Below are 13,681 nucleotides of genomic sequence, written 5' to 3'. Positions count from 1 at the left end.
TGGGCCCAGCGAGCATCCGCCTGTAGGACAACTCCGCATGCACCGGCGCGTGCAGGCCGCGTGCAGGAGCGTGTAGGAAACGGCTGACACGCGTTCGCGCAGGTGTCCCATCGCGTCAGACAGGGCGGCTGCCTATATTGGCACCATGCCCTTCATCCAGAAGGGCCTCTCCAGGAGATCGCCATGTCCAGCCCCCGTTGGATTCCCTACGTGCTCGTGGTCGCGATGTCGCTGTCGGTGTCGCTGTTCCAACCGGTGGATGTCCCGCAGCAGTCGCAGCACGGCAGCGTCGCTTCGTCGGACATGGTTTCGCTCGGCTTGATTCGCTGAGGATGGGTGGGCAGAGGCCAGCCAGCCGAGCGCGCCTCAGCGGCCCGCCAGCGCCTTCCCGATCCGATTCCGCCCCACCGAGGTCTTCGGCACCTTGACCTTCAGATGCCCGAACCACGCCCGCACGTCCTCGTCCAGCCCGATGCCGTGCATGTAGTTGTAGAGCGCCTTCTTCAGCCCCACGCCCAGCGCGTCGTGGTCGGTGCCGGTCGGGTCGATGAAGCCGACATCGTTCTGCGCGAACGTCACCGGCGGCAGCGGGCGCAGCTTCACGCCGTACTCCGCCGGGTTCAGCCCCACGGGTGAATGCACCGTGCAGGCGAAGCGGTGGAAAAACCCGCTCTGGATGCAGCCGTGCTCGAACAGCTGGCGCACGTACTCCAGCGCGTCCACCGTGTCCTGCACCGTCTGCGTCGGGAAGCCGTACATCAGGTAGGCGTGCACCAGGATGCCCGCGTCGCTGAAGCCCTTGGTCACCCGCGCCACCTGATCGACAGAGACGCCCTTCTTCATCAGCGTCAGCAGCCGGTCGGAGGCCACCTCCAGCCCGCCCGACATCGCGATGCAGCCACTGTCCGCCAGCTCCTGGCACAGCTCGGGCGTGAACGTCTTCTCGAAGCGGATGTTGCCCCACCACGAGATCTGCACGTCGCGGCGCTGCAGCTCGGCGGCCAGCGCCTTCAACGCCTTCGGCGGCGCGGCCTCGTCGACAAAGTGGAAGCCGGTCTGGCCGGTCTCGGCGACGATGGCTTCGATGCGCTCCACCAGCGTCTCGGCGGTGGCCGTCTCGTAGCGCGAGATGTAGTCGAGGCTGACGTCGCAGAAACTGCACTTCTTCCAGTAGCAGCCATGCGCCACCGTCAGCTTGTTCCAGCGCCCGTCGCTCCACAGCCGGTTCATCGGGTTGAGCATGTCGAGCAGCGAAAGGTACTTGTCCAGCGGCAGCCCGTCCCAGGTCGGCGTGCCCACTTCGGCGAAGGGCACGTCCGGCTCGACGAAGTTGATGTAGCGGACCAAGCCGGTGTCCGCGTCCCGCACGAAGGTGCGCACAAGGCGTTGCCGTGACCGCTTGCCGTTCAGGTGCTCCAGCAGCGCCAGCAGCGGGCGCTCGCCGGAGTCCAGCGTCACGTAGTCGATGTGGTCGAACACCCGCGGCTCGGCGAGTTCGCGCAACTCGGTGTTGACGAAGCCGCCGCCCAGCGCCACGACGATCGTCGGATCGACCTGCTTGACCGCCTGCGCGATCCGGAACGCCGCATACACCGCCCCCGGAAACGGCACCGACAGCAACACCAGCCGTGGCCGATGCCGCTCGACCGCCGCCCGGGTCAGCTCGGTCAGCACCTCGTCCATCAGGTTCGGCGCGGCGGCCAGTGCGGCGGCCAGCGGCTCGAACGTCGGCTGGCTGGTGGCGAGCGACTCGGCGTAGCGCACGAACTCGAAGCGCGGATCGACCGCGTCGCGCAGCACGTCGGCGAGGTCATTCAGGTACAGCGTGGCCAGGTGCCGTGCCTTGTCCTGCAACCCCAGCGCGCCGAACGCCCAGGCCAGCGGATCGCCGCCGTCCTCGTCCACGTAGACATCGAGCGTGCGGAACCGCGGCCCCTCCGGCAGAAACGCGCGGCTGTTGATGCGGTGCGCCAGCGTCGTGTCACGGCCCTGCAGGAAGGCGATGACGCGGTCGATGGTCGCCACGTAGCGGTCGAACTGCGCCATGAAGCTCTGCACCGGCTCGGTCGAACGCTGCGGCGGGTTCGCCTCGATGCGCCGGCGGATCTCCAGCAGGCCGCCCCGCGACAGCAGCCGCAGCACCAGCGCCAGCGCCAGATCCTCCTGCACCGCATCGACGCCACGCGAGCGCAGGAAGCCGGTCAGGTAGGCGGTGGAGGGGTACGGGGTGTTGAGCTGCGTCATCGGCGGGATGACGGACAGCACGCGCAAGGGAAGTTCGGACATGGCGCGGCTCGGGGTGCGAGCAGACGACTCGGGGGCGGCCATTCTGCCAGCCGGGCGTTTGTCCTCCGGATGAAGGACGTACCGCGGGCCAGTGCATTGACTGTTCGGACTGGTACGCGTATGAACCATGGTGTGCAAGGACCAAGGAGCACGACATGGCGATCACCGTGGGGAATGCGCAGAAGCGCATCGGGCTGGCACTGTCTGGCGGCGGATTCCGCGCCGCGGCGTTTCACCTGGGGGTGTTCCGGCAGTTGCAGACACAGGGGCTGCTCTGGAAGCTGGACCTGCTGACCTGCGTCTCCGGCGGCAGCATCGCCGGTGCCTTCCTGTGCCGGAACTGGGGCAACGACGCGGCGCTGGACCGGCTGGAGCAGTACCTCCGCAGCGCCTCCATCGCGGTGTCCTCGGTGCTCGGCGGGATGCTCGACCCCTTCCACACCCGCCTGGACAAGCTGGCCGACAGCTACGACCGCGACCTCTTCGCCGGCTGCACGCTGGACGCGCTCGCGGGCGGCCCGCGCCTCTACCTGAACGCGACCAATCTGGCCACCGGCAACCTGTTCTCCTTCGTCACCGGCGGTGGCAAGCCGACCGAGATGGGCGAATGGGAGATGGGCTTCCATCCGGCCGAGCACTTTCGGCTGGGCCGGGCGGTCGCTGCGTCGTCGGCCTTCCCGCCGGTGTTCCCGCCGCTGCGATTGGACCAGGACGCCTTCCCCGCCCATGGTGCCGACTTCATCTGCCTGACCGACGGCGGCGTGTACGACAACCTCGGCGTCAATCCGCTGGTGCGCGACCGCAATGCGCTGGACTACGTGGTCGTCAGCGACGGCGGCAAGCCCTTCTCCATCGTCGAGCAGCCGACCGAATCCAGCGCCGCGGTGCTGGTCGAGGCCATCGACATCCTGATGGAGCAGGTGCGCGGGCTGCAGTTCAAGCGGCTGGAGCTGGGCATGCTGCGTGCGAACGGGCCGAAGCCGGTGTGGTTCTCGATCGACAGCGCGATCGGCCAGGCGCAGGACGGCGACGCCGCCTTCGCCTCGGCGATCGGCACCAACCTGAAGCGGCTGTCGGGCGACGAGATGACCGTGCTGAAGCGCCACGCGGGCGCCCTGCTGATGCACCGGCTGCACACCTACACGCCAGAGCTGCTCCGCCATGGCTGACTGGCTGGACGCCGACGCCCTGGGGCCGCTGCTGGATCTGGCCGCCACCGATGCGGACCTGCAGGTCGGCTTCGCCGCGCTGGACGCCGCGGCCCGGTTCCCGCTGGATCCCGACGCCCTCGCGCAGCTCGTCGCCGAACTGCTGGCGTTGCGGCGCCGCACGGTGGCGGGGTCGCCGGGTGACACACAGGCCACGGCGCTGCTGGAGCGGCTGCGCGCAGTCCGGCCGAAACCTGCTGCGGCACCGTTCGATGCGGAGGCCGTGGCCAAGCAGATCCACACCGCGGTCGATCAGCTCATGCAATCCGCCGATACCGCCGCACGACTGGCTCTCCTCGGCAGCCTAGGCGCTTCCGGTGATCGGCTCAGCGGGCGAGCGTCCCCGCCAACCCGCGGACGCAGCCGTGGCGTTCCAGTGCAGCGGGCCACGCCGCCACAGCCAGAAGCGCGCCGGGCGCAGCTCCGCCTGCTCCAGGGTGGCCAGCGGCGCCAGACTTTTCTGGCTGGCGCCGAACACGTCGTGCGCTGCTGGATCGGGCCGCTGGAGGACGCGGAAACCGCCGCCGACCAACCGATCCCGGACGTGGCCATGCCGGCCGATGGCCTGCTGCTGCAGGCGCAGCTCTACTGGCGCGACGGCCGCGGCGTGGAGCACAGTGACAGCCGGACGCTGCTGCTGCCCGCCGAACGCGACGCCCGCAGCGGCGACTGCAACCTGCACCTGACGGTGCCGGAGGGCGAGCGCTACGTCAGCGCCGACCTCGTGTTCCGCTACCGCGGCCGGATTTTCGAGGCGGTGCGGCTCGAAGGCTTCGTGCTGCGCCCGGGCGAGCCGGAAACGCCCGCCCACACCCTCTCGCTGCGGGTGCAGGCCTGCCGGCGCGAGGTGCTCGGCATCGCCGACAGCCCGGCGGTCGACGGGACGCTGGTGATCGACGCCCCGCCGCCCTCCACGGCCGACGCGGCCGCCCGCCTGCTGCTGTTCGACAACCATGGCGCCCACGCCTTCGACCTCGGCAGCTCCGGCACGGCGCTGCGCTGGCTGAACGACACGCTGCACCTGACCGAAACCGTGGTGGTGCGCAAACAGGCCAAGGCCGGCCTGCCAGCGTCCGACGAACTCGATCCGGACGACCCGGCCGTGCTGAACCTGCTGCGCACCCTCGCCCGCCACGGTGCCAACCTCTACAACCAGCTGCGCGACAGCGGCTACCGCGATCCGGGTGAGCGCCTGCAACTGCTCAACCGCACAGGCGACCACGTGCCGCTCGAATTTGTCTACGACCGCGGCGCGCCGGCCGAGGACGCGACGCTGTGCGCAGGCTGGCGCGACGTGCTGCAGTCGGACGCAGCGAACTGCCCGGTCTGCAGCCGCGTGCCGCTCGCGGACGACCAGCGCGACCGCGTGCCGGTCGTGTGCCCGCTGGGTTTCTGGTCGCTACAGAAGGTGATCGAGCGCCTGGACCCGGATGCCGCATCCAGTGCAGGCGCGTCCGTGCCGACCGCTGCCCGCCGCAGCCTGCGCCCCATCGATTCGGCCCTGTTCGCCTGCAGCGACAAGGTGCCCGAGGCCGACCGCGACCAGCTCTGGGCCGCCCTGACGCAGTCGGTCGCCCACCCGGTACGGGCCGCAGACTGGGTCGAGTGGAAGATGGCCGTGCAGTCCGATCCGGCGCTCCTGCTGGTCCTGCCACACCACGACGTCGACCAGGGGCTGGACTACCTGGAAATCGGCGCCGAGGGTCTGTCCCACGCCCAGGCCCGGCTGGGGCGCGAACAGCTCCTGCCCAGTTACATCAACCCCGACACCACCGACCCCGGCCCGATCGTGCTGATGCTGGGCTGCCAGACGGCGGCCGATGCCGATGGCGGCATGGGCTACGTCGAACTGACCCGACGGGTCCAGCAGCAGCACGCCGCCATCGTGCTGGGCACGCTGGCCAAGGTACTCGGCCGGCACGCGGCGCCGGTCGCGCAGGAACTGGTCCGGCAGCTTGCGGCAGTGCGCGACGCGGACACCGATTTCGGCACCGTGATGCGCCGGGTGCGCCGCCGCATGCTCGGGCGCGGTTACCTGATGGCGCTGTGCCTCGTCACGCTGGGCGATGCACAGTGGCGGCTGGCCCCCTCGCAGGCCGCGGCGGAACACGCCCACTGACGCGCAGACGCACCGAACCAGGAGCCGCCATGTTCCGCCTCGAAATGCTGCCCGCCGCCCACGGCGACTGCCTGTGGATCGAGTACGGCGACGCGGCCCACCCTCGCCGCATCCTGATCGACGGCGGGCCGGGGCGGACCTACCCCAACCTGCGCGCCCGCATCCTGCAGGTACCGAAGGCCGAGCGCCGGTTCGACCTGCTGGTCATCACCCACATCGACGCCGACCACATCGAGGGCGTGGTGCGGCTGCTGCGGGACGCCGAGGCGCTGGGCTGCGTCTTCGACCGGATCTGGTTCAACGGCCGCGACCAGCTCGACCAGGTGCCGGACCCCGCCGGCCAGCCGCTGGGCGCGCTGCAGGGCGAGCTGCTCGGCATGCTGATCGCCGACTACGAACACCGCACCGGCACGGCGGTCTGGAACCTCGGCTGGCCGGACCGACTGGTCGCCATCGACCGGGAGGCCGCCGGCTTGCCGGTCGTCGATCTGGGTCCCGGCGCCTGCCAGCTGACGCTGCTGTCGCCCGACCACGACCGCCTGCTCGCACTGAAGGACGCCTGGCGCAAGGCACTGAAAGCAGCTGGCCTCACCTCTGGCGACACGGCAGCGCTGCGTCTGCGGCTGGAAGCGGCGCGCCACCTGCGTCCGCTGGGCGATGCGCTCGGCGCGGTCGACGACATCGAGGGCGCCGACACCGGGGACAGTGCGGAACTCGGTGGGTTCGAGCTGGCCGATGCACTCGGCGCGGCTGGCGAAGCGGGCGCGGCCTTCGGCAGCGACGACAGCGAAGCCAACGGCAGCAGCATCGCCCTGCTGCTGGAGTACCCGAGCGAGCAACCCACGGTGCGCCTGCTGCTGGCGGGCGACGCCTGGGCCTCGGTGCTGGAGGCCTCCATCCGCCGCCTGCCCGAGGCGTCCGGCAGCGGACGCCTCGCGCTCAGCGGTTTCAAGCTGCCGCACCATGGCAGCGTCCGCAACGTCCATGCCGCGCTGCTGGCCTGCCTCGACAGCGCCCGCTATCTGGTGTCGACCAGCGGCGCGGTGTTCGGCCACCCGAACGCACGGGCCGTGGATCTGGTGCTCGCCGAACACCACGGGACCTCGCCCGCTCGACTGCTGTTCAATTACCGGAGCGCCACCACCGAGCCGTGGGCAGCCCCCGAGCGACAGCACGCGGAGGGGTTTGTCGCCGTCTACCCCCCCGGCAGCGCCCAGGCGACCGTGCTGGCGCTCTGAACGCTGAAAGCGTTGGACGCGCAGGGGTGCCTTCAGGGAAGATGCTGGCCTTCCGCTGGGACCAGCTCGATCAGACAGGCACACCCCTTGGCATTTCCAGCCGCAAGCGGCGACAGCACGTGGCCCACCATCGTGCCCTCGCTGTTTTTCTTGTACGGCCTGCTGGGCATCAGCACCGCCGCCGTCCGTGCCTCCACCCGTTCCCGCCCCGACAGCATGCTGCGCCAGCAGGTGCAGGCCTGGTGGCTGATCTTTCCGGTCCTCACCGCAGGCCTGTGGGTCTACCCGATGGGCTCGACCGGACTGGTGTGGCTCATCTGCGCGCTGGCGGCCCGTGAGCTGTCCAGCCACTGGCCAGGGCCGCGCGCGCCGTTCTTCGGTCTTTGCGGGACCACGTTTCTGGCCAACCAGTGGGTGAACAGCGTGCTGCCGGCGACCAGCCTCTGGCATCCGGCGGGTGTGCTGGTGGTGCTGGTGGCGGTCGGCCTGTGCCGCCGACACCGCCGTCCCCTGCTGGTGGGCACCTTCGTGCTCACGCTGCTGGGCGTGGGCCACCTGGTGCAGATCGCCCAGCTGCCGGCGCTGGGCCACACCGGGCTGGCGTGGACCTTCTACCTGCTGGCCCTGACCTGCCTGAACGACATCGCGCAGTTCGTCAGCGGCAAGACCCTCGGCCGCCACGCGATCGCCCCGGGCATCAGCCCGAACAAGACCTGGCAGGGGCTGGCGGGCGGTGTCGTGGTGAGCGTCGCCCTGTCGGTGGCCATTGGCACCCGGCTGCAGCTCGCCGCGCCTGCCGTGCTGGTCGCGCTGGGTGCCGCGCTGGCGCTCGGCGGATTCGCGGGTGACCTGGTGTTCTCGGCCATCAAGCGCGTCCTGCAACTCAAGGATTTCTCGCGATTGATTCCGGGGCACGGCGGCATACTCGACCGCGCCGACAGTCTGGTCCTCACGGCGCCCCTGCTGCACGCCCTGCTCCTCACTGTCCAGCTCCACGCCGGGATTGCGCCATGACCACCACCACCGACACTGCCCACGACCCCTGGATCCGCTCCGAATCCGGCTTCGAGACCTTCGACCAGACCCGCCTGTTCTACCGCTGCTGGCAGCCCCGCGACACCTACCGCACCGCGGCCTCGCCGCCGCTGCGCGTGCTGATCTTCCTGCACCGCGGCCACGAACATTCCGGCCGGATCGAGCCACTGGTGGAGCAGTTCGCCGGCCTGCGGGACTGGGCCTTCGCCTGGGACGCCCGGGGCCACGGCCACTCACCCGGCGAACGCGGCGCAGCGCCCGACTTCGAGAGCCTGGTGCAGGACTTCCACTGGTTCATCCGCCACCTCCGGCAGGTCCACGGCTTTGCCCCCGAGGACATGGTGGTCATCGCCAACAGCGTCGGGGCGGTCATCGCAGCCACCTGGATCCACGACCATGCGCCGCACATCCGCGGCGTGGTCATGGCGGCGGCGGCGTTCCAGATCAAGCTGTATGTGCCGCTCGCCAAGCCGGCGCTGCGGCTGGCCCTGGGATTCAAGCCGGACCTGGCGGTCACCAGCTACATCCGCCCGTCCATGCTGACCCATTCGCACGAGCAGGCCCGCGCCTACGCTGCGGATCCGCTGATCGCCAGGCGCATCTCCGCCCGGGTCCTGCTCGGTCTGGCCGACACGGCCAAGCGCATCGTCGCCGATGCCTTCGCGATCGACGTGCCAGTGCTGATGCTGGTCGCGGAGAAGGACTACGTCGTGCACGCCGCGCCACAGCAGCTGTTCTTCGAGCGCCTGGGCTCGCGCCACAAGCGCCTGCTGGTGCTCAAGGACTGCTTCCATGCGGTCTTCTACGAACAGGGGCCGCCGATGGACGAGGCGATCCAGGCGACCCGGCAGTTCATCGACGGCTGCTTCGGCCACCCGATCGCCGCGGTCGAGGAGCACCTGGATGGCGACCGGAACAGCCGCAGCGCCGCCCAGTTCGGCCACCTGCAGCGGGGCACGCTGGGCACGGCGCTGGAGCGCGCGGCCAACACCGTCCAGCGCCAGATGCTGCAGTGGCTCGGCCCGCTCAGCAACGGCATGCAGATCGGCCTGACGCAGGGCTTCGATTCGGGTGCCTCGCTCGACTACGTCTACCGCAACGAAGCCGGCGGGCGCTTCGGCATCGGCAAGTTCATCGACCAGGGCTATCTGCAGGCAATCGGCTGGCGCGGCATCCGGCTGCGCAAGCAGCACCTGCAGCAGGCGCTGTCCGAACTCATCGCCACGCACCCGGCCAATTTGCCGCTGCGCATCCTGGATGTCGCCGCGGGCGGCGGGCGCTACGTGCTGGAAACCGCCAAGCGCTTCCAGGACCGCCCCATGCACATCACCCTGCGGGACTACGCGCAGGCCAATCTGGACGCGGCCCGCCAGCTGGCCGAGGCGCTCGCGCTGAACCACACGGTCGAGTACGAGTGCCGGGATGCGTTCTCGCCGGACAGCTACCCCATCGACGAGTCGCAGTTCGACATCGTGATCGTGTCGGGCCTGTACGAACTGTTCGCCGAGAACGCGCCGGTGCTGGCGTCGCTGCAGGGCATCCAGCGCCAGCTCCGCCCCGGCGGACATCTGGTCTACACCGGACAGCCGTGGCACCCGCAGCTGCTGATGATCGCCCAGACGCTGAACAACCACCGCGGCGAGCCGTGGCTGATGCGGCCACGGCCCCAGGCGGAACTCGACGCGCTGGTGGCCAGCATCGACTGCCGCAAGACGCAGAGCCTGATCGGGCTGGCCGGCATCTTCACGGTGTCCGTGGCGCGCCACGAGCCACCGCCCGCAAAGCCTGTCGCAGCCGGTTGACGGTGGTCCAGACGAGCAGCACGAGCGTGAGCATCAGCAGCCCGTCGAACCAGTCCGCCCTCGCGCCACCCGCCACCAGCAGCCCCATCAGCCCGAAGACGACCGCGCGGTCGCTCTTGCCCATCGGGCCGTCGAAGCGGCGGTCCGCGCCGATCAGCACGGCCAGCACGCCGGCAAACTCGGCCAGCAGCGCCGCTGCGACGACGATCACCAGCATCGGCGCCCGCACCTGCGCCACCAGCGCGAACGGCAGGTAGAGCGCCACGTCCGAGAGCTGGTCGCCCATCTCGTTGAGCAGGGCGCCCAGCGCCGTCTTCTGCCCGGTGGCCGTGGCGAGCATGCCGTCGACCGCGTTCAGGGCCATGCGCAGCAGCATGGCGACCGGGAACAGCCCCCACAGCCACCGGTTCGCCGGGTGCAGCGCCAGCACCACGCCATAGGCCAGCGAGAGCGCCATGGCCAGCACGGTGATCTGGTTCGGGGTGACGCCGCGGCGCACCAGCGACGCGAGCAGCGGCCGCAGCGCCTGCTGGAACCGGGGTTTGAGGTCGTAGACCGAGAAGGAGAGGTTCATGCGAGGTAGTCTGCCAGCCGCACACAGCGTTCGTAGCCCATCGCGCAGTGCAGGTAGACGATGCGGCCTTCCGCCCACGCGGCGCGCACCACCGCGGCAATCTCTTCCACGGCGGCGGGTACCGGGGTCACCAGGTCGAGCAGCGGCAGATGCCGGTAGCGGATCGCCGCGGCGCGCAACAGGCTGGGGGTCTCGGGCAGTTCGGCGGACAGGTCCACCACCACGCAGTCCGGCGGCAGCAGCGCGGCCTCGCGGTCGGTCAGACGCCGGCCAATCCAGAGCCGCTCCGACACCCGGACCACAGGCGCATGGTGCCGCTCCCGCCACTGCACCAGCCACCACGTCAGCCGGTACCCAGCAAGATACGGCGCGTACAGGCCCCAGACCCACAGCGGATGGCGCCCCGTCTGCTTGTGCAGAAAATGCCGGTCCCGGCGCGCATAGGCCATGCTGACCAGCAGCAGGCTCAGCGTCAGGTACAGCCCCAGCAGGCTGTGCAGGGCCAGCGCGCCGACGAGGAAGGTGACAGTCGCCGCGGCCACGTAGTGCAGGGCCACCGGTACTTCGTGCGAACCCGGTCGGACCCACCCCACCACGGCCAGACCCAGCAGTGCGCCGGCCACGCCGTCCAGGCTCTGGTGCTGGTAGGTGAAGACGGTCGCGACCGACACCAGCAGCAGCGCCACCGCCAGCAGCCACCGCGCCGGGCGGCTGTCGAGCGTGTCGCGCAGCGTGAACCAGAACACCACACAGTAGGCGACATGCAGCGACGGAATCTGGTTGTACGGCCGGTCCACCAGGCCCAGACCCGCGTACAGCAGCGCCAGGACCGGTGACTGCACCGCAGGCCGCACAAAACCGCACTGCACCGGGAGGGCCGCGAACACCAGCGCGGCCACCACCGTCGCCAGCAGCAGGCGCTGGCTCAGCAGGCGCAAGGCCGCGCGGTCCGGCACGAGAAAGAAGCTGCCCGCATAGAACAGACCCGAGCAGAGGTAGGGCAGGACCATCCACGCGATGAACGGGATCTGCCGCTCGAAGGCCAGCGCGATCTGGCGCGACACCTGCGCCCGCTCCGCCAGGTGGTTGGCGGTTTGATAGCATGCCGTGAACACCAGCGTGTTCAGCAAGAGCAAGCCGATGCGCTGCCGCCAGGTCGCAGGCAGCGCCCCCTTCCCTTCAATGGCTCCGATGGATGCAAGACGGTGGGACATCGATACGCGCGTTGCCTGGTGATGGCCGGCGGGGGCTTCCGGTTCGGTTATTACCTGGGCCTGCATGCGGCGCTGGCGGCGCAGGGCCGCGCGCCCGATGTGCTGCTGGCCAGCTGTGGTGGCGCCATCGCCGCGGCGATCATACAAGCGCTGCCGGACGCCGCTGCGCGCCGGGACTGGCTCGCCTCACCCGCGATGCACGCCTTCTGCCGCAGCCTGCAAGCGCGTCCGGGCGCCACGCTCGGCGGCGCACTGGCGGGTGCGCTGGCTCGGTTCTGCAATCGCCAGCCGGCGCCGCGGGTGCCGGATCTCTTCAATGACTACCTGTTCGAGCTTCCGGCGAGGCTGCCGCTGCCCGCCGCACCCGATCCCGCCCCCGGGCCGGCCGTCGCCTTCATCGCCGGCACCCTGCTCTACGGCGAACACGAGGTCGGCCAGCCGCGTGGCGCACGCCCGCTGTTCGCCGAAACCGTGCTGTGCGACACCCGCACGGCCGCGCTGCTGCAGGGCCGGCGCGCCCCGATGGACGATCCCCGCTGGGGCCACGGGGTCATCGCACCGGACCTGCGCACGGTCACGGACATGCCGGTCGCCGACGCGGTGCGGGCGTCGATCGCCGACATGTTCTATTTCCGCTGCCATGCCCACGCGGGCCGGCATTACCTCGGCGGCGCCATTGATCTGGTGCCCGTCGAGATCGCACGACAACTGGCGAACGAGGTCTTCATGGAACACAAGGCGCCTTATGACCGCACCCTGGCCACGCCCGCCCTGCGCGCGGTGCTGGGCGTCGATGGCCACCGGCGCATGCACCACGTGATGCACGCCGATCTCCACGCCCACCCCGGCCGTTGCAGCTACGACACCTCGGACATGCGCCGCGCCTTGCCGCACGCCCTGCTGCTCAAGCGCCTCCGCTGGGCGGCGAACCGCATCGAACTGGCCGCCCCCGAGCAGCTCTCGGACTACCGCCGGCTGGTCGACGCCCAGTGGCACTACGGCCACCAATGCGGGCAGCGCCTGGCATGAGTCCCCTGAACATCATGGTCATCGGCGGCACCAGCGGCATCGGCTGGGCCCTGGCGCTGCACTACCTGCAGGCGGGACACCGCGTGGCGGTGTGCGGCCGGGACCCCGGCAAGATCGACGCCGACGCCGCGCGCCCCTACCCGCAGCTGAAGCGCTATGCACTCGACATCGCCGACGCCGCGGCGATCGACCACGCGCTGGCCGACTTCTTGCCCGCGCCGCTGCCGCTGGACCTGCTGATCGTCTCGGCCGGGACCTACTTCAACTCGCGCCACCACGCGCTCGACGCCGACGCGACGCTGCGCCTGCTGGCCACCAACGTCAGCGGCCTGCACCACGCCTTCGAGTGCGCGGCCCGGCGCCTGCTGCAACAGCCTGTCGGCGCGCAGCGCGGGCAGCTGGTGGCGATCTCCTCGGTGGCGGGCCTGCTCAAGGACTATCCCGGCGCATCGCTCTACAGCGCCACCAAGCGCAGCGTGCTGAGCCTGTGCGAGACCTACCGCATCGCGCTGGCGCCATTTTCCATCGCCGTCACCGCCATCGTGCCGGGCTACATGGACACCGCCCGGCTGCGCGAACTCAACGGGGGCGATGCCAGCGGCAAGCCCTTCCTGCTGTCCGAAGCGGCTGCGGTCCGCGAGATCACCGCGGCCATCGCACGCCGCCAGCCGGTGCATGTGTTCCCGTGGCAGATGCGCTGGCTGGTGGCAGTGCTGAACCGGCTGCCGACCGGGCTGCTGAAACGTCGGCGCTAGGGCCTGTTAACGCAACCGAAGCGCCTCGGCCACGGGTGCCATGGTGATGAAAGCGGCAAACATGACATCGAGCTTGTCGTAGCGGGTGAACACGACCGTGCAGGACTTCCACTGATTCATCCGCCACCTCCGGCAGGTCCACGGCTTTGCCCCCGAGGACATGGTGGTCATCGCCAACAGCGTCGGGGCGGTCATCGCAGCCACCTGGATCCACGATCCATGCGCCGCACATCCGCAGCGAGCCGTGGCAGATGCGGCTGCGCCCCCAGGCGGAACTCGACGCGCTGGTGGCCAGCATCGACTGCCGCAAGACGCAGAGCCTGATCGGGTCCGGCGGGGTCTTCACGGTTTCGGTGGCGCGCCACGATCTGACGCCAGCCCATCTGATCTGGTTTCTTTTGACGAATTCTGCGTCTTGCGG

At 70.1% G+C, this 13,681-nt stretch carries 12 protein-coding genes and 1 pseudogene; 9 read left to right on the top strand and 4 right to left on the bottom strand.

The window, feature by feature from the left end; translation table 11 throughout:
- Positions 1-183: 183 nt before the first annotated feature.
- Entirely contained in the window at positions 184-330 is a 147-nt protein-coding gene (locus BDD16_RS18805; protein ID WP_179635350.1) for a hypothetical protein, read from the top strand.
- Positions 331-366: 36 nt separating this feature from the next.
- Here BDD16_RS18805 and BDD16_RS18800 read toward each other — a convergent pair whose 3' ends face one another.
- A complete protein-coding gene (locus BDD16_RS18800) occupies positions 367-2,286 on the bottom strand; it encodes a B12-binding domain-containing radical SAM protein (protein WP_179635349.1) in 1,920 nt (639 codons plus the stop codon).
- A 155-nt stretch (positions 2,287-2,441) separates the two neighbouring features.
- Here BDD16_RS18800 and BDD16_RS18795 point away from each other — a divergent pair, with 155 nt between their 5' ends.
- The 5 genes from BDD16_RS18795 to BDD16_RS18775 all read left to right on the top strand — a co-directional run bounded on the left by BDD16_RS18795 (position 2,442) and on the right by BDD16_RS18775 (position 9,688).
- Positions 2,442-3,455: a patatin-like phospholipase family protein gene (locus tag BDD16_RS18795; protein WP_179635348.1), complete on the top strand. Its 1,014-nt coding sequence runs from the start codon at positions 2,442-2,444 to the stop codon at positions 3,453-3,455.
- Positions 3,448-5,613 (top strand): hypothetical protein, encoded by a 2,166-nt coding sequence (locus tag BDD16_RS18790; protein WP_179635347.1) that lies wholly within the window; start codon positions 3,448-3,450, stop codon positions 5,611-5,613. The genes BDD16_RS18795 and BDD16_RS18790 overlap by 8 nt, the downstream gene beginning before the upstream one ends.
- 29 nt (positions 5,614-5,642) lie before the next feature.
- Entirely contained in the window at positions 5,643-6,851 is a 1,209-nt protein-coding gene (locus tag BDD16_RS18785; protein WP_179635346.1) for a ComEC/Rec2 family competence protein, read from the top strand.
- Between the two features lie 87 nt (positions 6,852-6,938).
- Positions 6,939-7,865 carry a phosphatidate cytidylyltransferase gene (locus tag BDD16_RS18780; RefSeq protein WP_179635345.1) on the top strand — a complete coding sequence of 309 codons (927 nt, stop codon included), beginning with the start codon at positions 6,939-6,941 and terminating at the stop codon, positions 7,863-7,865.
- On the top strand, positions 7,862-9,688 hold the full coding sequence (locus tag BDD16_RS18775; protein ID WP_179635344.1) for a bifunctional alpha/beta hydrolase/class I SAM-dependent methyltransferase: 1,827 nt from the start codon (positions 7,862-7,864) through the stop codon (positions 9,686-9,688). Before BDD16_RS18780 ends, BDD16_RS18775 begins: the two co-directional genes overlap by 4 nt.
- Here BDD16_RS18775 and BDD16_RS18770 read toward each other — a convergent pair.
- Entirely contained in the window at positions 9,630-10,262 is a 633-nt protein-coding gene (locus BDD16_RS18770; protein WP_179635343.1) for a CDP-alcohol phosphatidyltransferase family protein, read from the bottom strand. The two genes, BDD16_RS18775 and BDD16_RS18770, sit on opposite strands and share 59 nt — an antisense overlap.
- The gene (locus BDD16_RS18765; protein ID WP_179635342.1) at positions 10,259-11,476 is read right to left on the bottom strand and encodes a phosphatase PAP2 family protein; all 1,218 of its coding nucleotides are present in this window, start codon (positions 11,474-11,476) and stop codon (positions 10,259-10,261) included. Before BDD16_RS18765 ends, BDD16_RS18770 begins: the two co-directional genes overlap by 4 nt.
- On the opposite strand from BDD16_RS18765, the gene BDD16_RS18760 reads away from it, so the two are divergent.
- The gene (locus tag BDD16_RS18760) at positions 11,468-12,505 is read left to right on the top strand and encodes a patatin-like phospholipase family protein (RefSeq protein ID WP_179635341.1); all 1,038 of its coding nucleotides are present in this window, start codon (positions 11,468-11,470) and stop codon (positions 12,503-12,505) included. The genes BDD16_RS18765 and BDD16_RS18760 overlap by 9 nt on opposite strands.
- Positions 12,502-13,260, top strand: a complete 759-nt coding sequence (locus BDD16_RS18755; RefSeq protein ID WP_179635340.1) for an SDR family NAD(P)-dependent oxidoreductase — start codon at positions 12,502-12,504, stop codon at positions 13,258-13,260. Before BDD16_RS18760 ends, BDD16_RS18755 begins: the two co-directional genes overlap by 4 nt.
- A gap of 6 nt (positions 13,261-13,266) precedes the next feature.
- On the opposite strand, the gene BDD16_RS18750 is transcribed toward BDD16_RS18755, so the two are convergent.
- A complete protein-coding gene (locus BDD16_RS18750; RefSeq protein WP_218897870.1) occupies positions 13,267-13,431 on the bottom strand; it encodes a hypothetical protein in 165 nt (54 codons plus the stop codon).
- On the opposite strand from BDD16_RS18750, the pseudogene BDD16_RS23430 reads away from it, so the two are divergent.
- Positions 13,407-13,610 (top strand): annotated as a pseudogene (locus BDD16_RS23430) (class I SAM-dependent methyltransferase family protein); the annotation flags it as partial. The gene BDD16_RS18750 and the pseudogene BDD16_RS23430 overlap by 25 nt on opposite strands.
- Positions 13,611-13,681 lie beyond the last annotated feature (71 nt).

It is taken from the genome of Sphaerotilus montanus (genome assembly GCF_013410775.1).
GTDB lineage: Bacteria > Pseudomonadota > Gammaproteobacteria > Burkholderiales > Burkholderiaceae_C > Sphaerotilus > Sphaerotilus montanus.
This window is presented reverse-complemented; position numbering and strand designations above follow the sequence as displayed.

Coding starts and splice junctions, on each gene's coding strand:
- BDD16_RS18805 (WP_179635350.1), top strand. CDS start 184: ATGTCCAGCCCCCGTTGGATTCCCTACGTGCTCGTGGTCGCGATGTCG.
- BDD16_RS18800 (WP_179635349.1), bottom strand. CDS start 2,286: ATGTCCGAACTTCCCTTGCGCGTGCTGTCCGTCATCCCGCCGATGACG.
- BDD16_RS18795 (WP_179635348.1), top strand. CDS start 2,442: ATGGCGATCACCGTGGGGAATGCGCAGAAGCGCATCGGGCTGGCACTG.
- BDD16_RS18790 (WP_179635347.1), top strand. CDS start 3,448: ATGGCTGACTGGCTGGACGCCGACGCCCTGGGGCCGCTGCTGGATCTG.
- BDD16_RS18785 (WP_179635346.1), top strand. CDS start 5,643: ATGTTCCGCCTCGAAATGCTGCCCGCCGCCCACGGCGACTGCCTGTGG.
- BDD16_RS18775 (WP_179635344.1), top strand. CDS start 7,862: ATGACCACCACCACCGACACTGCCCACGACCCCTGGATCCGCTCCGAA.
- BDD16_RS18770 (WP_179635343.1), bottom strand. CDS start 10,262: ATGAACCTCTCCTTCTCGGTCTACGACCTCAAACCCCGGTTCCAGCAG.
- BDD16_RS18765 (WP_179635342.1), bottom strand. CDS start 11,476: ATGTCCCACCGTCTTGCATCCATCGGAGCCATTGAAGGGAAGGGGGCG.
- BDD16_RS18755 (WP_179635340.1), top strand. CDS start 12,502: ATGAGTCCCCTGAACATCATGGTCATCGGCGGCACCAGCGGCATCGGC.
- BDD16_RS18750 (WP_218897870.1), bottom strand. CDS start 13,431: ATGACCACCATGTCCTCGGGGGCAAAGCCGTGGACCTGCCGGAGGTGG.